Source organism: Halobaculum magnesiiphilum (assembly GCF_019823105.1).
Classification (GTDB): Archaea; Halobacteriota; Halobacteria; order Halobacteriales; family Haloferacaceae; genus Halobaculum; species Halobaculum magnesiiphilum.
Window position 1 is genome coordinate 694497 of record NZ_CP081958.1, and the last position, 22235, is coordinate 716731.

A 22235-nucleotide genomic window follows, 5' to 3' on the forward strand; every position below is an offset into this window, starting at 1 on the left:
TACTTGTACTCCCGATACTTGTTCGCTCTCGAGGCACGAGACTCACCGGATTGCTCTTTCTATATTTTGTCGCCGCATTTGGAGGTCACCACTCTATGATTGTTTCGCTCACTGGCCTAACACTTTGTCTCTGGATAGTACAGTCCATCACCGACCGGATTTCTCCCTCGCTTCTTGATACCGACCAGTGGGGGACATCACGCTCGTATGGTCTCGCTATATTGTTCTGTGCCACTGCCTTTATTCATTATATGATATACATTAAACAATTCAAGGGTTATTATGGCCGAATCACAACGATTCTCAATCTTGATCGAGGAACTGCGCAACAGGTCGTTAGCGAATCAACGCATCCACCTACAATAGAAGTTCTCGGCTATACGCCCCCTGCAGTTCTTTCATGGGCCACTCCGCTTCTTGTTCTCGCAATCATATCGGGGATAGCTGCGCTAATCATAGTTTCAAAATCAATCAGGGGGGAAGATCAAATTCTGCCGTTACAATACAGCGCAGTAGCTGTTTCCATCGTCGGCGTATACGGTGTTGCATACCTGATTGGTGGGCGTGCTGCGGGTATTCGCCTACTTCCACAAGTCACTGTAGTCGCTGCTCCACTGGTCTCGATTATATTTGTGTCTCTTCTCCGTCGACGCGGCTTACCGCTGGTTTACGGACTGGTCGGTATTCTTCTCATTGCAGGAATATTCACGCCTGCGGTTTCTATTCCAGAACGTACCGCCGGGGATTACCGTCCGACTGCAAGCCATAGCGATCTTGCTAATGTTGAATGGACAACTCGTCATGCCGACCATTTCATGAGTGACACATTCTTAGTTCAAGTCGCACATTGGAAGCGCCTTTCAACCGGAACACAATCCTCTGAGCCGGAAGGTATCATAGGGTTGCGCCAATCAGATCCGGAGAGTGTCGAGATGTATCTTCATCCGGAGGATTCTAGTCTACTCATCCATCGGGCGTACTTCACTAGATATTACGGTGTCCAACGACCGCACTCGGCCAATCTAGTTTATACCAACGGTGAAACTACCGTACACAACCTATAACGTTTTCGTCACTAAATCAATACGAGGAGGACGGTTTTTGTCGAACAACGGTTCACAGCCGTGCGGACCTTCACAATAGTGCGATTTCATCTCGGTATGTTCAGGTTGAACAGGTCACCTGACGCGAGCGACCGCCGTTGTGCGTCCGCGTATAGCCGAACGAATCCGGGGGACACAAAGTTTGCCCCAGAACTCAGAAACACTTCTCAGTCGGATACAAAAGCCTTGAACGAAGTTTTTGATACCGCGCATTGAACTTGGTCTCATTAAAGGGACTGTCTGATATATTACCGACCCATATCATCAGCTCTAAGGTGTCCTACGGATTTTATCGGATTAATGACCAACATCGTGTTGGTGAGTGTGGATTGTCTTCGAGCCGACAGGGTTTACAATCACCACCGCTATACGACGCCGACGCTCCACAAACTCCAAAAGGAAAGTCTCATTTTCGACGCCGCCTATGCGACCGGCCCGTACACGACTGAGTCGATTCCTGGATTGATCGCCGGTCAACACTCTTACAACGGCTGGTACTACGGTAACGACGTCACGTGGAAAGCGATTGGTGACGGTCCGACGCTCGCGTCGTGGCTCCGTGACCAAGGCTTCGAGACGGTCGCCACGCTCACCAACCCACACCTAAGCCGCGCCCGGAACTTTGATCGCGGATTCAACCAATTTGAGAACCTCCGTCTCGGCGACGAAACCGACAGTACAGACGACCGTGACAAAGGAGGGCTGCTCCAGCTAGGGTCTCTTCTCTACGATATCCGGAGCCGGATGCGGAACTACGATACTGTTCGTAACCCGTACATGTTGCCGGTCATGGTCTACCGGTATCTGCAGACGAAGCAAGGATGGCCGACAGTAGACGGTGAAACCGTCGTCGACAATTTCACGGACCAATTAGAGCCTCTCTCCGATGGTTTCTTCGCGTGGACTCATCTGATGGACCTCCACGCACCACTCCGACCGTCTACTGTCCGGGCTGGCGGACTGTCAGCCGTTACGAGCACGTACGGCCAGTTGCAGTGTGATGCGGCCCGCGCGGCACGCGTACACGAACCACGATATGATACGATGTACGACAGTGCCCTCAGATACGTTGACGAACGTATTGGGGACGTGATTGACCACCTCCAGCGTACCGGTGTATGGGATGATACGGTTCTCGTCGTCACGGGAGACCACGGCGAGGTACTGTTCGATCGCAACGACGTGTATGGTCACCCGCCCCATCATCTCTATGATGAACTGCTACATGTACCGCTGATTGTTAGGACACCAGACGATCGTGCAGGGCGAATCAGCACACCGGTTTCCTTGGCCTGGCTCCACGAAATTCTCGCTGTCCTCTGTGACTTTGAGGAGGGCGAGTTCCCGGCGACTAGTGGAACGACATCCCTCCTAACCGATAGTGAGAGTTCGGCCCCCGTCGTTTCCGATACGCTCGACCGGACTGGCCACACACTCGCGGTTCGAGACAACCAGCGAAAAATTCTCCACCACGAACCTGCCGACGAAAACTCGCAGATTGACTACGATTACACCACTCGCGACATCCAGTTCAACTATCGGGAAGACCCACGAGAGCGTGCCACTATCCAGTCGGACATTTCACCAGATCTCACCGCGCTCGCTCATGATCTCGCGATCCACCCATCCGAACTCCCATCCGTTCAAGGCGAGTTTGGCCGAGACGTCGAAGAACAACTTCGGGATCTGGGCTACAGGGCGTAAACCTATGTCGGATATTCCCGCACCGGTGGAATCAGTCTCCGATGAGGTCATTCTCGTAGGTCTCGACGGTCTGGGGTTCGGAGAGATCGGTCAATGGATCGATGGCGGTATCCTCCCGACGCTCTCGTCGCTTGCAGACAACACGGCTACCGATCTAAAGAGCACTCACCCGCCATGGACGCCCTGTGCGTGGCCGTCCTTGCTCAGCGGTCGGAATCCAGGAAAACACGGCGTGTTCGACTTCTTCAAGCAAGAGGGGTATGAAAAACAACTTATCGAGCGATCGGACGTCGATTCGCCGTATCTGTTCGACGTCACCGCCGAGTGCGGTCTGACGCCAGTGGTGATTAACTATCCGATCACCCACTCCGCACTAAACATTGAGAATGGCGCCATGGTCCCTGGCTATTTAACTAGCGAAGACACACCTTTCCACCCGCCGCATCTCCGGGAGCAGTACGAGGCTGAGAACGGTAAATACCGGATCTACCCCGACTACGGAACGGACGATGATCCGATCGCTGAGTACGTCGACGTCGCGCGACATCGGCGTGATATCGCCCGGTTCCTCGACGAGCGGTTCGACTGGGATCTCCTCGCAGTTCAGTTCCAGGTAACGGACTCCGTCTTCCACGACCTCGACGATCGCGAACAGATCCGTGAAGTTCTTGAAAATGTCGACGAGTTCGTCGGCGACATTATCGACCTCGGTGACGACGACACTACAGTCATCATCGCCTCTGATCACGGGATGGGTGACTACGACTGGACCTTCTACGTCAACTCTTGGCTGGCCGAACACGGCTATTGTGAAACAACAGAAGGGGAAGCCCAGTACTTCAGACAGCAAAAGGACAAACTGAAAGGAAAATCGGACGAGTCGAAAAGCTCCTCAACCATGTCAAAGGCTGTAAGCACCACAGCAAACACGCTCTCTAAAGTCGGACTCTCTCCACGCAGAATCCATAGCGCGTTGGAGTCTGTTGGCCTGGCCAGCCACGTTGAGCGAATTCTTCCTGCCGATGCACTTGTCGCCGCACAGAATCAAGTCGTCGATCACGAAAACTCGATTGCGTATCAACTCCTGTTCAACAGTCTCGGAATCCACCTCAACGTCGAAGGCAGGGAGCCCCACGGGATGGTCCCGCAGAACGAGTATGAGGAGGTCCGTTCCGAGCTCATCGACGAACTCAAAGAGATCCGCGACCCCGACGGGAAGCTGGTGTTCGACGACGTGCGACCTCGAGAAGAGGTGTATGAAGGGAAGCACGTCGAAGACGCACCAGACATCATCCTGTTCCCACGGGACTTCCGCTACGACGTGAGCGGGTCGATCCTCGACACGTTCCGTCGGAACCCCCACAAGAACCACAAGCCGGAGGGCATCCTCATCTCGAATCGTGATCTCAATGTTGACCCGGAGAAAGGTGCATCAATCTACGATATCGCACCGACCGTCGCGGCAGAATTAGAAATCCCGGTCGACACCAACACCGATGGTCGAGTCCTCACCGACGTCGAAGAAACCGTCGAACGACAAGACTGGGACGAACTGGCTGGTGACTACGCGAGTGGAGGCTCTGATCAGGATACCTCCAGCGTTGAAGACCGACTCGCTGACCTCGGCTATATGGAGTAATCAGGCGAGGTCCTGGTACAGGCTGTATGTGCGTTCCGCCACGCCTTCCCAGGAGTACTCATCCTCGACGAGCTGCCGAGCATTCTCGCCCCATTTACGCGCCACTTCCGGATTCTCCAGGGTTGTCCGTAATGCGTCCGCCAACTCACCGGGTGATTTGGCCGGTACGAGATATCCCGTTTTTCCGTGATCCACGAACTCCTCGATTCCCTCCACGGACGACGCAATTACCGGCGCACTTGCAGCCCACGCTTCGAGCAACGTGAGCGGATGTCCTTCCCAGACGGAAGGCAGAACGAAGGCGCCTGCCGTGGCGTAGTACTCCGGTATTGCTTCGTCCGGAACGCGTCCCTCAAACGAGACACGGTCTGAAATCCCGAGCTCCTGGACTTGCGCTTCGAGTTCTTCTCGTTTCGGGCCCGTTCCGACGATGCGAAGCGTCGAGTCGGGGAATTCGTCCTCGACTCTCGCAAACGCGTCGATAAGGTCCGTCACCCGCTTTTTCGGCGCCAGACGGCCGAGGAACAACACGTCCTGAGTCCGATCAGCGTCTACGTCAAACCGATCAAGATCGACACCGTTCGGAATCGCTCGCACGTCCTCGTGGCCCGTCTCCAGAAGGTCCACGTGCTCGTGATTCACCGAGATCACCGAGTCGTAGTCGAAACCAAGAACGAACTGCTTCTCGATGCGGCGCTTCACTCCTGCAAGCGCGGACTCGTCACGTCCAACTCCGGAGGTCAACGCAGTTCCGTGGACAGTGAACACCGTCGAGGACCCGGAAAGAGCACCGGAGAGTCGGGTGGGAACAGCCGGGAGGAACGTATGGCCGTGAATCACGTCGTAATCACCACGAACCAACTTCGGGATTGGTGTCAGCATCGACGAGATGCGACCAACGGGGTTCCAGTACTCCGTACACGGGGAAACACGGTACACCGTTACGTCTCCTGAAGCGTACTGCTCAGTGTCTGTGTGTCGTTCCCCATCCTTCGCAAGCGCTCGAGTATAGATATCCACGGTACAATCGTGGTTTTCTGCGAGGGCGATCGCGAGCTCCTTCACGTGGACTGGGCCGCCACCAGTTCGCGGCCACCAGTCGTCTTGCACCATCGCAATCCGCATCACTCCGTATACCCCAACGCATTCAGTCGCCGCTCGATCTCTTCATCAACCTCTTCCTCTGCAGCCCCATCCCCGTTCTCGACGCGAACACGCTGCTCAACGTGGGCCTCCAGTTCAGAACGAAGCGACCGATCCGTCATGTCTCCAAACTCGATTGCCCCAGAATCCAAATCACGCTCACCAAAACACGCACCGTCCTGAGTTCGAACTGCATACCGTCGGAGATGACTATGTTCGTCCTCGCCACGGGCCTGGGAGAACACGCGCCGATTCCCATCGACGTCCTCCAGCAGCGAAAACGACGCCGACTCACCAATACCGCTCTTGATCGTCGCCACGATATCCAGCGTACTCACCGGCTCCTTGACGACCCGACCTGCACCACCGGGCGGCCGAACGAACAACGGAACGTGCGTGATTTCGTCGTGCAGATATCGCGGATGCTCGTAGTACCCGTGCTCACCGAACGCATCACCGTGGTCAGCCGTCACGATCAACAGCGACTCCTCCAGCAACTCACGCTCCCGAAGCGCCTCTAGGAACTGCCCGATCCGCATGTCGTTGTACCGAATCTCCCCATCGTACAGGTCAATCAACAGTTGCCGCTCCTCCTCAGTAATCGACTCCGGCTCGTCGATGGCCCGCTGATACAGCGACTGAGCATCACGGCCTGATAGTCCATCATCCGCGTACAGCGTCGCGTACTCACCGGGCGGCTCGTACGGTCCATGGGTGTCCATGTAGTGGTTCCAGAGGAAGAACGGCTGGCCCTCCTCCAACGAATCCACCCAGTTCAACGACCGTTCGTTGATCTCCTCGGCACGGGCGTAGTGGCGATTTCGCAGTTTATCCAGCGCCCGCTGGGCCAGCGCGATCAGCTTGTGCTGGCCCAGGTGGAGGTCGTCGTCGAAGTGGTCGAATCCCTCGTCGAATCCGTACGCCCGCGAGACGAACGGATTCGAGTGGAACCCACCAGTCGCGAACCCTTCCTCGGAGAGCGTCGACGCCACCGTCTCCGAGGCAAGGTGATACCCCGAATCGACGGCCACGTCAGGGTACTCCCCGGTCAGCAGTGCCGGAACAGCCTCCCGCGTGTGCGAGCTCGCACTGTACGCGTTCGTGAACCGGATACTCACTTCGGCCAACTCGTCGAGTACAGGAGTCGTTTCTCGTTCGTAGCCGTAACAGGAGAGGTGATCCGCTCGCAGCGCGTCGGCCGAGAGCAGGATCACGTTCTCCCAGTCCGCAGTCATCGTGATTGGGAGAGACCACTACTCGGGTAATAACTTTGCGTTCCGACCTGTTAGAGGGAGAACTACTCTCGACGCGCCCAGTCCCGGAACCGCTCCACGTCGACCCGGAAGATCGGCTCCTCCTGATGGCGCTCCGCGTAGATCATCCCGACCAGGAAGTAGACGCCGACCATCACCGCAGCCAGTCGGTAGGAGTCGCTCGGATCCGCCTGATCAAACAGCGGATGCAGCCAGAACACGTTCCCGAACGCCGAGTGACCGATTTCACGAAACGCGTTCTCGTATATCGGACTCACGCGCCAGAAGTCAGGCATCATCGCCCAGACGCCGCTCGCGACCGAGATGGCCATGAAGTACCGCGTCCGAACAGGGAGATACGCGAGGAGGAGGGTCATGCACAACGCGCCGAACGCGAAGTGAGTCAGTGCGATGCTCATGGCACCCCGTTCAGGACGAGGGTATACGTACTTAGGGGTATGGATAACCACGGCGCTCGCTCGTCCGAAACCGTATTACCAACCGAACGACACTCCTCATCAGAATGCGCGTCGCCTTCGTCAGTAACGTCGTCTACCCCTTCGTCACCGGCGGCGCCGAAAAACGCATCCACGAGATCGGTACTCGCCTAACCAACAAGGGCCACGACGTCACGATCTATGGACGGCAGTTCTGGGACGGCCCTGAAGAGACCACCCACGAGGGGATGACCCTCCGCGCCGTCGCCCCCGGAACCGAGCTCTACACCGGCGACGACGGCCGACGCTCCATCACCGAAGCGCTCGACTTCGCTGCCCGCACAGTCTACCCCCTCAACAAATATCTCCGCCAGAACGACCATGACGTCGTCGTCGCCTCCGTCTTCCCGCACTTCCCCGTCCTGGCCGCCAAGCTCGCAACCGTCGGCACCGACACCCCACTGGTCACCACTTGGCACGAGGTCTGGGGCGACTACTGGAACGACTACCTCGGCCACCTCGCCCCATTCGGGAAACTCACCGAACAAATCACCGCCAGAATCCCACAGCACCCCATCGCTGTCTCCGGCATCACCGCCGACCGCCTCGCCCGTATCGGCCAGGACCGAACCCGTATCCGGACCATCCCCAACGGCATCGACTTCGACCAGATCCGCGCCATCGAGCCCGCCGCCGATGGCTTCGACGTCCTCTTCGCCGGCCGCCTGATCGAGGACAAGCGCGTCGACGTACTCCTCCGGGCGTTCGACCGCGTCGCCCCCGCCGACACGACACTCGGCATCGTCGGCGACGGCCCGGAACGCGAAGCGCTCGAACAACTCACGACGACTCTCAATTCAGCCGACCAGATCACCTTCCTCGGCTTCCTCGACGACTACGCGGACGTGCTCGCCCATATGCGCGCCGCGGACGTGTTCGCCTCCCCGAGCACGCGCGAAGGCTTCGGCATCACCTACGCCGAGGCGATGGCCGCCGGCTGTACCGTCATCGGCGCCGACCACCCCGACTCCGCAGCTGACGAGGTGATCGGCGACGCTGGGTTCCTCGTCGAGCCAACCGTCGACGCCCTCACGAAGACACTCGAAGCGGCACTTTGCGGTGACCGACCATCTTCGGACCCCGTCGAACGCGCGCAGCGATACGATTGGGACGCAGTCGCGGACCAGGCTGAAACTGCTTATCAAAATGCCATCGACGGATCCTGGTGAAAACCTGCCCTTCACAACCTCCGACATTCACGTTACTCCCTAGATCCAGCCCTCTTCCCGACAAACACGCCGGGAAACCCTCCGGACGACTCGGCCAATTCTTCGAGATCATCCCCACCAATTCTCCCGGCCCGAACCAGCGCCCCGATCTCGGCGTCGGTCAACTCCCCATCGTCCTCAAAACGCTGATACAGCGCCTCGATATTGGGGTCGTACTCGACCGAGATGGACACGTCCGCGTCGGTCGCCCGACCCCCCGACTCAGAAAATTGGCCGACGGTCGCCCCCTGGAGGATCCCGTGCTCGAGACACGTCTCGAGCCGATGACGATCGCCCTCAACCCCGAGATACGCAAACGCGACCATCGACGCAAGGGCCTCGTCGGTTTCCTCCTGCCCCAGCTCCGCGAAGACCTTATCCCGCTCCCCGGGTTCGAGGAGCACGCTCAGTAACGCGAAGTCCTTGAGCCCGTTCACGATCCGTTCGCGGATGGCCTGCCGTCGGTTCGCATCCGTCTGGGGTTGGGCGTACTCTTTGTGGCCGCAGAGATACTCCCGGTCGGTCGGAGAAAGGATCCCGCGTGGTCGGTCTTCGGGCGTGAGAATCGGCCCTAACTCCCGGTCATCGTCGACGTCCTCGACGCCGGTGAACAGTTGGTCGCTAGGGATGTCCCGGTCATCAGTCATAGTTAGTCAATTACTGCCTAAATCTATATTCTTTTTCATCCATTACTACTTTGCCATACCGGGACGATCTATTACCTGGACAGAGAACATGGCGACAATAACATCCGCGACCGGCCATCAAGGTGCTCGCACGCCACGTCGATACCCGGTGACCGATACTGGCCGAGGAGTGACAGAGAACGACCTGATAACTGGCCGTCGGAATAATTGGCCAGGCACGGGCTACAAGGTGCTATTCCGAAGAATTCGACTCAGCCACGACTCTGAGAAGACCTCGTTCACCGACCATCGACGACCGGGTGTCCTTCACCAACCCCCGACCAATTCACCGACCAATTACGAGGGGTACCTCCGTCGACCTCTCGTAAAACCCGGTAACCCGACTGTTCGGGGGAATCCGACTACGAAAACACAGGGTGTAGATCGGACCCGACACCCGACGTCCCGGCCAATTCCGGACACAAATGGTCGGTCTTGCCGACCCTTCACGACATTCCGACCCGGCCACTGGCCCATTGGACCCGGTAACCGAGTCCCCCAATGTACGGAGTTGGTCGGCGAATGACCGACACAAACGACGGTTTCGACGAATCCGACCGGCCCAAAGACATCCCGGAGAATCCCGACCAACCCACGACCAATCCCGACCAAGACCAGGACGACTCAGAGAACCCGACTCGGAAGATCCGGACTGATGGTGGGGAAGTAGTCACGGGCCCGGGCCAGCATGCCCACCAAACGCCACAACCCCACGGTCCCGAGACGCCGGATTCCCGGATGGTTGGTCGGTCCCAGGATACCCACACCAACCTTGCCCGACCAACAGAAAGTACTAACAGCCAGACCGACAGCTCACCGACCAATTTCGCCGAGCCGTACACTGATTCGAAAACGACCAATTCCCCGAATGGCGACCAACTGTTCTCCGGGGTTGTCTTGGTCGACGCCGTCGCCGAGTTCTACCTTGACACAAACCCCTGGGACGTCCAGCCGAACACCGTTACAGCCTACAGAAACCGACTCAAGTACTTCCAGGAGTTCTGCGCGAAACGCGGCATCGAGGACCTCGGGACCGTCCAGCCCAAGACACTCGACGAGTTCCAGAACTACCTTCACAAAGAGTCCTCACTTGAGGCGACGTCCTCGATCAAGGGTTGTCTGGCTGCCCTCCGGAAGTTCCTCCAGTACTGCGAGCGCCGGGGCGTGTTCGACCACGGGTTCCACAAGCTCGTCATCCTCCCGACGCTCTCCAAACACGAGGGCCAGGACGAGCGCTGGCTGGCCAGAGAGAGCGCCGAGGAAATCGTCGACCACCTGGAGACGTACCGCCCCTTCACCAAGGCACACGTCGTCTGGGCCATCCTCGCGGAGACCGGGATCCGGCAGTCTACACTCTACGCGTTGGACCTCGACGACTACGACGCCGAGGAGCGTTACCTCTCGATTGTCAACCGAGAGGAGACCGGGACGAGACTGAAGAACGGCTACAGAGCCGAACGCGAACTCAGTATTTCCGCGGACGCCGCCCGGGCCATCGACGGCTACATCCAAGAGAACCGGAACGCCGTCACCGACGACCACGGACGTGAGCCACTCGTGACAACGCGCAACGGCCGGCTCCAGAAGGGCACGATCCGCCAGTACGTCTACGCCTGGACCCGGCCGTGTGCCACCGGCCAGGACTGCCCGGTCGGCGAGGATCCAGACACGTGCGACGCCGCCCAGACGAATAACGCCGCCTACGACTGTCCGGAATCCCTCTCCCCACATCCCGTCCGTCGAGGGTACATCACCCATCTCCGGGCCAACGGTGTCCCCACCGAGGACGTGATCTCGAAGCGGTGTGACGCCAACCCAGACACGATCGAACGGTGGTACGACATGAGCACCGAGTCTGACCGACGCGAAGCGCGACGGGAGTACGTCGAGGACCTGTAACCAGGTCTCATTGCACCATTCAGGCCAACGCTTAACCGAGCGCATACGTCTAATTATACATGAGCACAGGGCGCGAAATCCGCCTCATTGAAGAGTACGACGGTGGCTGGTCGGCCATCGACGACGGAACTGGCGTCGCGAGCCAGGGCGAGACGCGTCGGGAAGCCCTCGACAACCTCGATGAAGCGGTCGAACTGACCAAGGAAGAACGAGAAGCGGACACCGACGCACCCGAGCCGGATGCGCCGTGGTTTGAGGCGTGACGGACGCACCGCGAGACTTCTCCGGTCAAGATATTGTGAAGGCACTCACCAGCCTCAACTATCGGAAAGACCGCCAGCGCGCAGCCACGTCATCCTGGAGTACACAAACCCCGATACTGGAGAGGTTCGAACGGTAACGGTCCCGAAGCACGACCGCCTCAAAATCGGAACGCTCCAAAGCATCGCGGAACAGTGCGGTGCAGCCGACTTCCACAAGTGGTGCCGCTGGGTCGACGATCTTCGGTAGAGCCAAAATCGGGCTATCAACCCCGCCTACACGTTATCGAGATACTCCCGTCGTTGTTCCATCTTCTCTTGGTCAGTGCGCTCGTCGTAGTGCTTGTCGATAACGCCCTCAGAGACGTCTGCACGATCCGAGACAATCTTGGTTGGGACGTCGGAGCGCAACCAGTGCGTGATCGAACCGCGCCGAAACGGGTGGGGTGAGACGGACTCCGGGCAGCTACTGACCTTGCCGTGATCGGTCGACTCACACATCTCGGGGTTCCGATCCAGCGGGCATCGCCGTTTGTACCGGCATGGTTGGGTGTACTTGTACGCATATCCCGCTATTGTGCCCTTTGCGATGCGCCCGTTCGTGGTAGTGATGAGTGGATCTCGACCGTACTCATCGGTGACATCAGGGCGCTTGAGCTCAATCCAGTCATCGAGTAGGTCAGCGAGCGACTCCGAGATGGCGACGTGGCGCTCGGACGTCTGTTTGTTCTTGAGTGGCGTCCCGGTCTCGGGCCGATGCGTGAACCGGAGAGACTGTTTCTCCGCATCGTAGTCGTCGAGATCAAGCGATCGAACGGCGCCACAGCGGGCCATCGTGTGCCACATCACCGCCAGCGTCACGTGGGGCCGACTACAGTAGTGGAACCGGTCGAGGTTTTTCAGAACTTCTTGGGCCGTCTCCGCGTCGAGTTGCTCGTCGCGAACGTCGTCGTCCCCGGAGATGGTCGGGGGCTGGACGCGCTCGGAGAGCCCGCTCTCGACGGCCTCGATGCCTTCACACCACCGTATGAACACCCGGATGGTGGTCATCATCGAGTTCTCGGTCGACGGAGCCCAGTCGTTCGCCTTTCGGCCTTCGAGTTGGTACTCTTTGACGAGGCGACCCGTCAGTTCGTTCATGTTGGTGATCCCTCGCTCGTCGAGCCAGTCGACGAACGCGGAGACGCGCCACCGATGGGACCGGATGGAACTCTGAGAGAGGGTTCCCTCCTTGTCCGCGAGGTACAATTCGAGTGCGTTTCGAGGTTCGATTGGATCGAGGTCTGACATACTAGTTCACGCTCACGTTGGGTGCGCGAACCACCAGACAGCGCCGAGATCCGAATCGCGTTCAGCTAGTTCGGACCCTGCAGCTCATCTGATGATCTATGCTAAACCAGATACATTCGTTAGCAATCGTCGTTGATACGATCGGGACCCCTTCGCCGACGACGCACTCGCCGCGTACCAAGCGGCCGTCGACGGTGAGTGGTGAGGGACACCCTCTGCCGTTCTCCAAGGAGAGCGATCTCGCATGTACGGGTGAAAACCAAGTGGCTAGTCAGCGCTAGCGGGAGTGCTGTCTCCGTCGACATCGTCGAGAAGGGGGTAGTCGATGTGCATCTCGATTGTATCGAAGGGGACAACTGGCTGGATCGCTCCGCCAGGGCCTCCCTCCTTGAGCTCGAGGATACCCAGCACATCCAGCTGTTTCAGATCTGCATGGACATCGGAGACGTCGCGGTCGACGAGTCGTGCAGCCTCACGCATGCTGGATGGGCGCTCTTTGGCGATCGCCTGGATGAGATCGAGGCGCAGTGGTGTGAGGCTGTCGACGAGATCGTCATAGGTCCCGAACTGGAGTACTGCACGCTCATCGCTTGCATCCAGTCCATCAGCCTCGGCAGTCTGAATGAACTGGAGCGTGTCCTCTCGGAGCTGTGCTCGGTCGCCGACGATGATGTGAAGCGTGGTCATGTTCGGGTGGGTTGGATCTGTATTGTGTCTGCAGTTCAATAGGGACGGGGTGGGGTGCCACCGATCGTGTCCCAGTATTCGTCAGCACTGGCCCAAAACTCGACGATGAGTTCTTCCATACCAGGGAACTCGACGTCTGCGTCCCCAGCAGCGGTGTGGAGTTCGTGGCCTTTGGTGTCTTCGTGAGCGTTGTCGTAGCGGATGAGCGTCAGATCTTGCAGCGTTCCCAGGTGCAGTGTGTACTTCCAGCCGGACGGGTAGGCGTCTGTGTCGGTCGTCCGTCGGATGACGACGTTCTCGACGAGTCCAGCTTCGACATGGGTGTAGCGGTGCGTGAGTTCTTGGCCCATCCCTCACCTGTTGGTTTGCCGCCCAACACGATAAGTGTGTTGGGTATACGCCCAACAATTACTCAGATGATGACGGGGTCTCGCAATCCTACTGTGGGGCGATGAGTTCACTCGTTTCCGCTCCAACTGCCGCTTCGATATCACTATCAACCCGGCCGATGGTTGCTCACGACGCGTCCGATCACCACGTCATCCCTTCATACGTCAGTCCCTCCCGACGCTCGATCACGCGACGACCGTCGACCACCACGGGCTCCGCCATCGCGTCGAACTTCGAATCGAGCGCGGCGAACTCGTTCCAGTCGGTGACGACAGCGGCACCATCAGCGCCGGCGAGCGCATCCGCACCGGAATCAGCATACTCCATGTCGGGGAAGTGCTCGCGCATGTTCTCGGTCGCGACGGGGTCATACGCGACGACGGTCGCCCCCCCAGCTGCAACGATTCGATCACGGGGGTAGCCCTGGAGTTGCGAACGTCGTCGGTCCCCGGCTTGAACGCCAAGCCCAACACCGCGATCCGAGCCCCATCCAACTCCACCGCCGCCGCCAACAACTCGACGAGCCGCTCGGGCTGGCGATCGTACACCTTCACGCCGGCCATCTTCCACGCGTGCCACCTCGTCCAGCCCAGCGACCGCGGCGAGTACGAGATCAGCGACGCGGTCGGCCTCCTGCTGGAGAGCGGCCGGACGATCGACGCGATCCCGCTGGACGGCTGGCGGCTGGACATCGGCTACCCCGAGGACCGCGACGAGGCCGAGCGTCGCCTGAGCGACGAGGTGGAGCCGGAAGCCGAGGCCTGAGCGGTCACACGGCGGCGACACGGGACGGAGAGACCGCACGAGCGACCACAAGTTGACGAAACCCCGAACCGACGCGATGGCCGTCGACCTTGCAGGAACTCTCTCGCGTGCCCTCGTTGTCGACTGTCCGCCTACCGAGCTCTCAGACTGAAGGCCTCCACTGGGTACCGCGTCGGTGACGACAATCTCGCCGCTCACTGAGAGGCCTCAATGGATCTTTCGGCTAATTCACTGGAGGATGTCCAACGTGTAACTAGTTATTAGGAATACATCGGTGAATCGCCGGTCCTCGTGCTGTCCGCTGAGGCTATACGGTCACCGAGATGATCATGTTCTCACCTTGCATTGAGGCATCAACCAGCGCACCGTTCCAAGCTGTGAGTACTCGAAGGACTCTCGGTGTGACCTCACTCGTCGAGAGCGTCGCCTCAACAGTCCACTGGCTGTAGCCTCCGGTACCTGGCGCGTGTACAGTCACATCGTAGACTGGCACACACTGAGCCAACGCGCTCGACAGTTCGTGGGCGTGGATCCGAGCGAGTACGGTACAACTCACAGGTTCACCCTCACAGGCGGATCTTCGTTCAAGTTGCTCGAGCTGTATTCACTTGATCGAGTTTCTCCACAGTAGCACTTGAAGCACGAGAACACACCCGTTCGAACAGTGTCGTTCTCACGGTCCACCCCTATACAGAACGTACTCTCGTGACGGCAAGCATTCGATTCGTCGTCGCTAGCTATTTCAGTCGGTGTCGTATCTATTGACATGGGTTGTTTCTCCTTGTAGAACACCCACCGCCCACCTGTTCCAACAGGGGGCATTTCACCAGCATCAGTAGCTGACTGTGGTGCGTGTTCGTAGTAGACCATTGTTCCGGATAACCCATAAAACCTTTGAAGCGCAGAAAGAGTATCCAGTAGCATGGGCACCGAAGAGGCCGCGAACCGACAGAAGGTTAGTGACGACCAGGTTATCCAGTTGTTCCGAGACGCACGTCAGCCGATTCGGACCGCAGGCGATCTCACTGAACAGTTGCCCATCACCCGCCAAGCTGTGAATAAACGGCTTAAGCGACTTGCTTCGCAAGGGCTTCTATGTCGACGAAAAGTCGGCAGTTCGGCTGTAGTCTATTGGCTCCCAGAGAGTTAGTCCAGATCTGCGGTTGCTGCCACCTTTCTCCCTGCAGGTGTGATCCAGTACACCCGTGCTGCTCCGCCCACTTTTCGGCTTTCAAGATAGCCAGCTTCAACAAGTGATTTGAGTCGCTTGTTTACGCCCTGTTGTGTCATCTCCATCTGCTCGGTGAGCTCACCCGCAGTCACGATAGGGTCCGGAGAGAGGGCGACGAGTTGGAGAATCTGCTCGTCTGGGACTTTGGGATCCGGACCGGGCATATGGATCGAATCACCATAGCACTGAGTAAAGTTGTGTGTGGTTGCTATCTGTTTCTACGCAACACCGTTTATGCGCAACCACTAAGTAGTGGCTCTACCTTCGAAGAGTACGCGACTCCACACGCACCCGCCGCCCACAGATGTGGCGGCTGACGCTCCACCGTCACCCGCCGTGTGGGGTCGCACACAAGCGACATGACCGATTCGCACACGCGTCGGCATCAACGTGCCGACACCGAACCAGTCGCAACACCCGCAAACCAATGACCGAGCACACCTGGAGCGATCTCACGAGTGCACAACGAGACACGCTCGTCACCATCGCTCGATTAGAGCGCGATGACATCCCAGCCACGAACCAGCGCCTCACCGAACTAGTCGACGACTCCAGAGCACTCAAAGACCTCCTCGGAACGGCCATCACAACCGAACAAGACACGTACACACTCACGAACAGCGGGCACGCACTCCTCCGGCAGCACCAGGCTCGCCTCACGAGTATCCTCGGGCACCCCAACTCCGATGCAACAGTCGCAGTACCGTTCTGCCCGCAGTGTCACGCCCCGATCACGCTGTTGTCACCACGAGACAACACCAGTGTCCGAGCGACACCCTGTGGCTGTCACCTCGAGATCGACACCGAACGCGACCCACTATACGAAACCCTCACCGACGCACTCGCACTCGCCCACAACAGGGACGCCCGAACACACCTCCGACAGGCACTCCAACTTACCATCGCGCGGGGTGAACAATGAACTACGATCCACTTACACCGTTGATGGTGATAGAAGGCCACGTCCTGACGTGGGACGGGCGTGCGGACCCGGTGACGGTCATCGATCAGAGTGAGGAACGCCTGCTGGTCGAGACAACGACTGGTGACCAGCTCTCCCTCACGGCCGTCGCTGATGGACTCGCTCTCGAGAACACGGACGAACCACTGGAGAACCCGCGTGTTATCGGCACGATGCCGTGGCGCAAGACCAAAATACTCGCCGACTATTACGAGGAGAAACTCGGGCGAGATGGGCAGAAGATACAGTCTGCTGTCGAGTATGCCGAACAAACAGTTGGCACCATCGCTGAACTAAACCGCCAACTCGCTGAACTACAAGCTGATCCAAGATCCACCGTCAGTGCTGTTCGATGTGGGTATCATACGTGGCTGATCTACAACACCAGATTCCAAGGTAACGCCTCACTGTCGGAACTCGCCGACTCACTCACAGACCGGGAGCTCGTCGAGACGGCCTCAATTGAGGACGACACCGTCGTCGTCACGTTCGATGAAGCGGCGACAACAGTCCCGCTGCTAGTCGCACACCTCGTCTATGACGCGGGGTGGGCGATCGCGTCGGTCATTCCGCACTCGACTGACGACCCACTCACGATGACGGTCACACGTCGGCCGGAGGCGACCACACCGTAGCGACGGTCGACCCTCACCACTCGTTCGCTCGCCACACCACTAGCCACAGCACTCGCACTCTACATGTCACACACCCCATCGCCCGAAGCCGCACCGTCAACAACTGAGACCACGATCGACCAGCTCGTTACGCTCGTTCACGACCAGCAGTCGACAATTGCCGACCTCGAAGCGACCGTCAGTGACCAAGCCGAGCTCATCGAGACACAACAGCAGCGACTGGAGACGCTCTGTGAACGCGTGAGCGAGCTGGAGAACGATTCGACCCCAGCAGATGCTCCCCAGCCCGTCGAACTCGCAGATCGCCTTGAGACGCTCGAGCGCACGGTGACGATCAAACACGACCGCCACCTCTCGTGGCTTGACCAGCTTATCGTCGGCGACGAGAGCGGCTACCTGACCGATGACCAAGAGGCACTGCTCGCAGAACACGACTCGCTCATCGACGCACTCGATACGAGTACACAATCTGGCGAACCCACAGACAGTGACACGACCCGGCTGCGTCGCGTCGTCGATGCGATCGCCGAGAAAGTCGACCTCGACACGTCATCGCCACTCGGTGGAGCAACAGAGGACACACTCACCCGCTTGCTGAAACACGGGCCAAGCGACATCACCGACCGGGTGTATGCCGTGCATCACCGCGCTCGCGACGTGCTCAGTCACATTGGCGACTGGGGGACGACAACCAACGATGCGTACGGTCGCCGGATCACCATCTCAGCACCGGTCGTCAAAGAGAAGTTGAGCCTCAAACGCGATGAACAGCTCTCCTCGACGGAGGTCCGCCGTATCTTCGAGAAGCTCGAAGCGCTCGCTGCAGACTCACCGCGAGACGTGACGGCCGATACGGGCGGCAGATCCCAGAACCGACTCATGATCGCGCTTTCGGAGTCCTGACAGCTGGTGATACCCCACCCACGAGCCTTGGGGTGACACCACCCCGCGATACACGCGACTACCCTGCCTGGGATACCCATCCCAGCAGCTGATCGCGCGGTGCGTGCCCACGCACACCCACACGCTGTGTGGGTGGCTAGCTGTGGGTGCGTCTCGAAGAGCGGTGGTCGGCGGTGGTCTGTGGGACAGTACAGGAGTTGTACGGGCTGTCACCAGGTGACAGCGTCAAGATATGGAACCGAGATGAGTCGTCGAAACCATTGACAGTCCGTCTCTACAGGCGGAGCAGACCGAGTGCTTCGGGGCTTGACCCCGAGGCGGTTCACAGCCGCAATATCGTTACATCCCGAGACATCACACTCAAGCGGGTATCTGCGGGGGGTGTACGCACCAACCAAACTCGTTCCAGACAAGTCCAACGATACTACCAACGACACACACGCCGCCTGCTGAGCGGCCGTCGACGGCGAGTGGTGACCGACCGTTCCGCCAGATCGTGGTGTCGGCTCCGGCGTCCCCGTCGCCCCGCCCCCCGCGATCGCGTGCTCGGTAGTCGCTCCGACGCAGATTTGAAATTGAGAATAACCGACACACATGACAACTAACATCCGACGGGCTGTATCGAACATCACACAGCTACCAGCTCTCACTGTCCTGCTCGTGGGTGGCGGCATCATCTAAGTCTGTACTCAAACATGTATTACCTGCTCAGCGGCGTCGAACTGTATCTCCGTCGCGCTCGAGAATCTGCTTTGCGACTAGTCGATCAATTGCTTCATCGACGGTGTCTTTCTGGTCGTCCGAAAGTGCTCGCACATTCGCGAGAACTCTATTCCGAAGTACTTCGACGTTGTCGATCCCATCGTCAACAGCACCCAGAACGGTATATTCGACCTCGAACTCCGTCGCGAACTCTGCGATACGAGCGGTGAACTTGTTTGGGAGCCCCGACAGTGAGTTTACCGCTATCTCGATAGTGAATAGGGGATGCGAACGATCACGGATCTGCCGTGCTTCAGTCGTGCCGGTATTGAAGGGTCGCTGTTCGTCGATCTCAGTGAGGATTGATTCGTAGTCCAGCCCACGCTGGGCGTATTTCCGCATATCTTCGATGTCACGTCGACGGCCACTCGCTAGATCACCGCCGGAAACCGCTTTCAGCAGGAACATATCCTCATCCGAGAGGATGAACGCTGTTACCAAACTCCCGGTCCAGAACTCTTCGGCCCGGTCGCGCATCCGGTCGGTGATCCAGACTTTCCCGACGATCTGCTGTTCGAAGATATCGATTCGAAAACCGCGCTTGTCGTGATGGAGTTCGACGGTTTTTCCGACGCCCTCGAACGACTCCGTTGGTTCGTCGACAACCGTGAATCCCTGTGACGTGAGCGTCTGGTAGACGTGTTCGAACTCAGAAAGAACACCCACCGCAAGATCGATATCTTCGGTTTGGTCTTTCAACCCCCGGACCGTCATCGCAGATCCGCCGAGGAGATACACCGTCACGGACTCCGATAGCTAGGTATCGAACTCCTCGAGGAACTCTTTGACCGCCTCGCCACCTGTCAACTACCCCACCCTACTTCGCTCACCCTGACGGGTTCGCTCGTTGAGGGTGGGGCTTGTCCGTGAACTCGGCGTCGAACCCTTTCGGGTGGGCGGTGAATCCGCCACTCGGCGTCACTGTTCCAGACTTCAGGGCGAGCTGACTGTCGCCCGTCCGCCGAGACGACTGTTGGCCCCGGCGGACATACCGCATACCGATGTTCTTTGCCGCGTTGTAGTCCGCGTTCGCTTCCGACTCGCACTTCACACACCGGAAGTCGTTGCGGGTCGGGCGATTCTCGTCTGCCGTGAAGCCACACTCGGCGCACCGATTCGACGTGTACGCCGACCCGACTTGCTTCACCGAGATACCTTCCGCTTCGGCTTTATACTCCACTTGCTCGTACAGCGTTCGGAACGCCCACTTGTGACCCCACGACGCACCTGTGCGGTCGCGGATGTGGGTTAGGTTTTCGAAGACTATCACGTCACACTCGTATCGGAGTGCTTCATCCACGATCGCGTTCGACGCTCGGTGAAGTACGTCGCGGACGTAGCGAAGTTCCCGGCCACTCGACTGTTCGAGCGTCCGGTGGGCGCTTCGCGTCCCGCTCTGTTGGAGTCCGGCGCGTACTTTCTCGAACTCGCGGAGGTCGTGAGCCAACTCCCGCCCGCTGAAGAAGAAGGCGGTGCTGGTGACAGCGAGGTTTTCGATACCGAGGTCAACCCCGAGGACCGTTCCGTCCTCGGCGGTGTTCCGCTCCGTATCGTTCTTGTACCGGCGGAAACCGATATGCAAGAGGTAGTCGCCGTCACGGGCGGTGAGCGTGCTTTCTGTGACGCTCCACTCGTCGGAGTCGAGGTACTGTCGCTGGTAGCCATCGTCGGCGTCGGGGAGGGCAAGCGGACACCGGACGCGACTCTCCGTGGTGGAGAGCGACACCGTATCATCATCGAACAGCGTCATGGTCCGGGTGTCGTACTTCACCGTGGGTGCGGTGAAGGTGGGCTTACTCACCTTCTTGCCCTTCGCCTTCCGTTCGATACAGCTGGTGATGGCTTGTGCGGCTTGGTGGGTGGCGAGAATCGCGTGCTGACTCCCGAGGTCGGTGTGTTCGCGCACGTCGTCGTAGGCGAGGGGCTGTACGTCGCTTTTGGTGTTGCACGTGCCCCACGCCATGTCCGTGGCGAGTTGGCAACCACGCTTCCACTCGGAGATCGTCTCTTCGAGGAGGTCGCGTTGCTCGTCCGTTATCTCAAGGCGAGTGATTGCCGTCCGACGCACGTAGTCGTCTGCCACGTATTCAATGTGGTCGCTGGGCTACTTATACGTTGGTGGGTGCAACCAATACGAACGCGCTCCTCCCCTCCCTACTCGCTCCCTTTGGTCGCTCCTTGAGGAAGGGGACTCCGCGCTACCGCTTCAGTTGAATACCGTCATACTACACCGTACTGCTCTTTGAGCGCCATAAATTCTGATTCACTTGGAAGGACGACAGGGATCTCGTCCGAGTCTTCGACCCCTTCCTGTGGTGCCTGGTACATCGCAGCGACCGTGGTTTCCAGATCGTACCACGTTGCCGTTTCTGTGAGCGTCTCCTGGTCGATATCTAACGCCTCGATCAACAACATTGCATAGCTAACCCGGCGGGAGCCGCTATCGAGGGCAAGCGTGTGACACACCACTTCGCCCGGTGTGAGTTCCTCGTCGGGCGCGTACCAGAACGCGGGCTCACCTGCAAGGAAGAATTGTAGCCCGTAATCCTCGAATCGACCAAGCCCGGTCACCTGCCAATCTGGTGCGTCTAGTAGCGCGTCTGTATCTTCAGTGGTCTGCACGCGGACGAGTGTTCGTTTCGGGTCGCACCACTCGATAGTCGCACTCGGCGCGATATCCCGGGCTCGCGATCGGTGCTCGTGGGTCACGACGGCCTGCGCGAACGCCAGCAGCGGTGCGAGGTCCTCACTTACCGCGTAATCGGGGCCAGACGGGGACAGCATTGCCCGGTTTTTGAGCGGCGACAGCGCCTTGTGAACGCCTTGTCGAGTAATCCCGAGTCGCTTTGCAATCTCGGATACTCGACGGGGTTCGTCGAGAAACCAGCACACTTTGAGGGCGGCGGGCGAGAGGAGGTCAGCCCATTCAACGTGATTGAGCTTCGACTGCAGCGTCCGGTACGCTTCAATGACCGGGTGGTCCGCGACACGGACTTTCCGCTGGTTGTTGGGCCTACGGCGTTCGATCAAGAGCCCCGCGTCCAGCAAGTCATCGAGCACCTCGTAGATGTGTGTCTGTGAATACCCGGTTTCAGTTGCGAGATCCACTGGCGTCGCTTCTCGGCCGGTACTCAGAGCGTCAATCACGGCGATTCCGGCCTTTGAAATCACTGTGTATACCCTAAACCCCATCCATATATAAAGGTTTCTGGATTTGGG

At 58.7% G+C, this 22235-nt stretch carries 21 protein-coding genes and 3 pseudogenes; 12 read left to right on the forward strand and 12 right to left on the reverse strand.

All coding sequences use genetic code 11. The features are described 5' to 3' along the window. Positions 1-95: 95 nt before the first annotated feature. The 3 genes from K6T50_RS03565 to K6T50_RS03575 all read left to right on the forward strand — a co-directional run bounded on the left by K6T50_RS03565 (position 96) and on the right by K6T50_RS03575 (position 4446). The gene (locus K6T50_RS03565) at positions 96-1064 is read left to right on the forward strand and encodes a hypothetical protein (RefSeq protein WP_222608047.1); all 969 of its coding nucleotides are present in this window, start codon (positions 96-98) and stop codon (positions 1062-1064) included. Positions 1065-1403: 339 nt separating this feature from the next. Continuing rightward, complete coding sequence (locus K6T50_RS03570) at positions 1404-2807, forward strand: sulfatase (RefSeq protein ID WP_222608048.1); 1404 nt, start codon at positions 1404-1406, stop codon at positions 2805-2807. A gap of 25 nt (positions 2808-2832) precedes the next feature. After that, on the forward strand, positions 2833-4446 hold the full coding sequence (locus K6T50_RS03575; RefSeq protein ID WP_222608049.1) for an alkaline phosphatase family protein: 1614 nt from the start codon (positions 2833-2835) through the stop codon (positions 4444-4446). Here the strand turns inward: K6T50_RS03575 and K6T50_RS03580 are convergent, their stop codons facing one another. From K6T50_RS03580 to K6T50_RS03590, 3 genes are all read right to left on the reverse strand, one after another. Further along, positions 4447-5559 carry a glycosyltransferase family 4 protein gene (locus K6T50_RS03580; protein ID WP_222608050.1) on the reverse strand — a complete coding sequence of 371 codons (1113 nt, stop codon included), beginning with the start codon at positions 5557-5559 and terminating at the stop codon, positions 4447-4449. Positions 5560-5570: 11 nt separating this feature from the next. Beyond that, positions 5571-6824, reverse strand: coding sequence for a sulfatase (locus K6T50_RS03585; protein WP_222608051.1), 1254 nt, complete (start codon positions 6822-6824; stop codon positions 5571-5573). A 62-nt stretch (positions 6825-6886) separates the two neighbouring features. Further along, positions 6887-7261, reverse strand: coding sequence for a hypothetical protein (locus K6T50_RS03590; RefSeq protein ID WP_222608052.1), 375 nt, complete (start codon positions 7259-7261; stop codon positions 6887-6889). Between the two features lie 104 nt (positions 7262-7365). Here K6T50_RS03590 and K6T50_RS03595 point away from each other — a divergent pair, with 104 nt between their 5' ends. After that, complete coding sequence (locus K6T50_RS03595) at positions 7366-8508, forward strand: glycosyltransferase family 4 protein (RefSeq protein WP_222608053.1); 1143 nt, start codon at positions 7366-7368, stop codon at positions 8506-8508. A gap of 32 nt (positions 8509-8540) precedes the next feature. On the opposite strand, the gene K6T50_RS03600 is transcribed toward K6T50_RS03595, so the two are convergent. Continuing rightward, on the reverse strand, positions 8541-9194 hold the full coding sequence (locus tag K6T50_RS03600) for a DUF8102 family protein (RefSeq protein ID WP_222608054.1): 654 nt from the start codon (positions 9192-9194) through the stop codon (positions 8541-8543). 561 nt (positions 9195-9755) lie between these two features. Here K6T50_RS03600 and K6T50_RS03605 point away from each other — a divergent pair. From K6T50_RS03605 to K6T50_RS03615, 3 genes are read left to right on the forward strand one after another with little or no spacing between them, the layout of a single operon-like run. After that, complete coding sequence (locus tag K6T50_RS03605) at positions 9756-11132, forward strand: tyrosine-type recombinase/integrase (protein ID WP_222608055.1); 1377 nt, start codon at positions 9756-9758, stop codon at positions 11130-11132. 59 nt (positions 11133-11191) lie between these two features. Further along, on the forward strand, positions 11192-11395 hold the full coding sequence (locus K6T50_RS03610; protein WP_222608056.1) for a type II toxin-antitoxin system HicB family antitoxin: 204 nt from the start codon (positions 11192-11194) through the stop codon (positions 11393-11395). Then, a complete protein-coding gene (locus K6T50_RS03615; RefSeq protein WP_345778652.1) occupies positions 11373-11642 on the forward strand; it encodes a type II toxin-antitoxin system HicA family toxin in 270 nt (89 codons plus the stop codon). Before K6T50_RS03610 ends, K6T50_RS03615 begins: the two co-directional genes overlap by 23 nt. Before the next feature lie 26 nt (positions 11643-11668). On the opposite strand, the gene K6T50_RS03620 is transcribed toward K6T50_RS03615, so the two are convergent. The 4 genes and pseudogenes from K6T50_RS03620 to K6T50_RS18870 form a co-directional block, all read right to left on the reverse strand. Further along, positions 11669-12682, reverse strand: coding sequence for a tyrosine-type recombinase/integrase (locus K6T50_RS03620; protein ID WP_222608057.1), 1014 nt, complete (start codon positions 12680-12682; stop codon positions 11669-11671). A gap of 267 nt (positions 12683-12949) precedes the next feature. Next, positions 12950-13369, reverse strand: coding sequence for an HVO_A0114 family putative DNA-binding protein (locus K6T50_RS03625; RefSeq protein WP_222608058.1), 420 nt, complete (start codon positions 13367-13369; stop codon positions 12950-12952). A gap of 35 nt (positions 13370-13404) precedes the next feature. Beyond that, complete coding sequence (locus tag K6T50_RS03630; RefSeq protein WP_222608059.1) at positions 13405-13719, reverse strand: toxin-antitoxin system TumE family protein; 315 nt, start codon at positions 13717-13719, stop codon at positions 13405-13407. 181 nt (positions 13720-13900) lie between these two features. Further along, positions 13901-14319, reverse strand: a pseudogene (locus K6T50_RS18870) (UDP binding domain-containing protein); the annotation flags it as partial. Between K6T50_RS18870 and K6T50_RS18875 the strand changes: the two are divergent. Then, positions 14303-14524: pseudogene (locus K6T50_RS18875) on the forward strand (UTP--glucose-1-phosphate uridylyltransferase); the annotation flags it as partial. The pseudogenes K6T50_RS18870 and K6T50_RS18875 overlap by 17 nt on opposite strands. A 922-nt stretch (positions 14525-15446) precedes the next feature. Beyond that, positions 15447-15674: a MarR family transcriptional regulator gene (locus K6T50_RS19245; RefSeq protein ID WP_222608060.1), complete on the forward strand. Its 228-nt coding sequence runs from the start codon at positions 15447-15449 to the stop codon at positions 15672-15674. On the opposite strand, the gene K6T50_RS03645 is transcribed toward K6T50_RS19245, so the two are convergent. Further along, the gene (locus K6T50_RS03645; protein WP_222608061.1) at positions 15671-15919 is read right to left on the reverse strand and encodes a winged helix-turn-helix domain-containing protein; all 249 of its coding nucleotides are present in this window, start codon (positions 15917-15919) and stop codon (positions 15671-15673) included. The genes K6T50_RS19245 and K6T50_RS03645 overlap by 4 nt on opposite strands. A 263-nt stretch (positions 15920-16182) precedes the next feature. On the opposite strand from K6T50_RS03645, the gene K6T50_RS03650 reads away from it, so the two are divergent. The 3 genes from K6T50_RS03650 (at position 16183) to K6T50_RS03660 (ending at position 18254) form a co-directional block, all read left to right on the forward strand. Further along, the gene (locus tag K6T50_RS03650; RefSeq protein WP_222608062.1) at positions 16183-16677 is read left to right on the forward strand and encodes a hypothetical protein; all 495 of its coding nucleotides are present in this window, start codon (positions 16183-16185) and stop codon (positions 16675-16677) included. Further along, entirely contained in the window at positions 16674-17351 is a 678-nt protein-coding gene (locus tag K6T50_RS03655; RefSeq protein ID WP_222608063.1) for a hypothetical protein, read from the forward strand. The genes K6T50_RS03650 and K6T50_RS03655 overlap by 4 nt, the downstream gene beginning before the upstream one ends. A 63-nt stretch (positions 17352-17414) precedes the next feature. Beyond that, on the forward strand, positions 17415-18254 hold the full coding sequence (locus tag K6T50_RS03660) for a hypothetical protein (RefSeq protein ID WP_222608064.1): 840 nt from the start codon (positions 17415-17417) through the stop codon (positions 18252-18254). 708 nt (positions 18255-18962) lie between these two features. On the opposite strand, the pseudogene K6T50_RS03665 reads toward K6T50_RS03660, so the two are convergent. From K6T50_RS03665 to K6T50_RS03675, 3 genes and pseudogenes are all read right to left on the reverse strand, one after another. Beyond that, positions 18963-19823: pseudogene (locus tag K6T50_RS03665) on the reverse strand (hypothetical protein). Between the two features lie 19 nt (positions 19824-19842). Beyond that, entirely contained in the window at positions 19843-21099 is a 1257-nt protein-coding gene (locus tag K6T50_RS03670) for an RNA-guided endonuclease InsQ/TnpB family protein (RefSeq protein ID WP_222608065.1), read from the reverse strand. A 137-nt stretch (positions 21100-21236) separates the two neighbouring features. Then, the gene (locus tag K6T50_RS03675; RefSeq protein WP_222608066.1) at positions 21237-22187 is read right to left on the reverse strand and encodes a helix-turn-helix domain-containing protein; all 951 of its coding nucleotides are present in this window, start codon (positions 22185-22187) and stop codon (positions 21237-21239) included. Positions 22188-22235 lie beyond the last annotated feature (48 nt).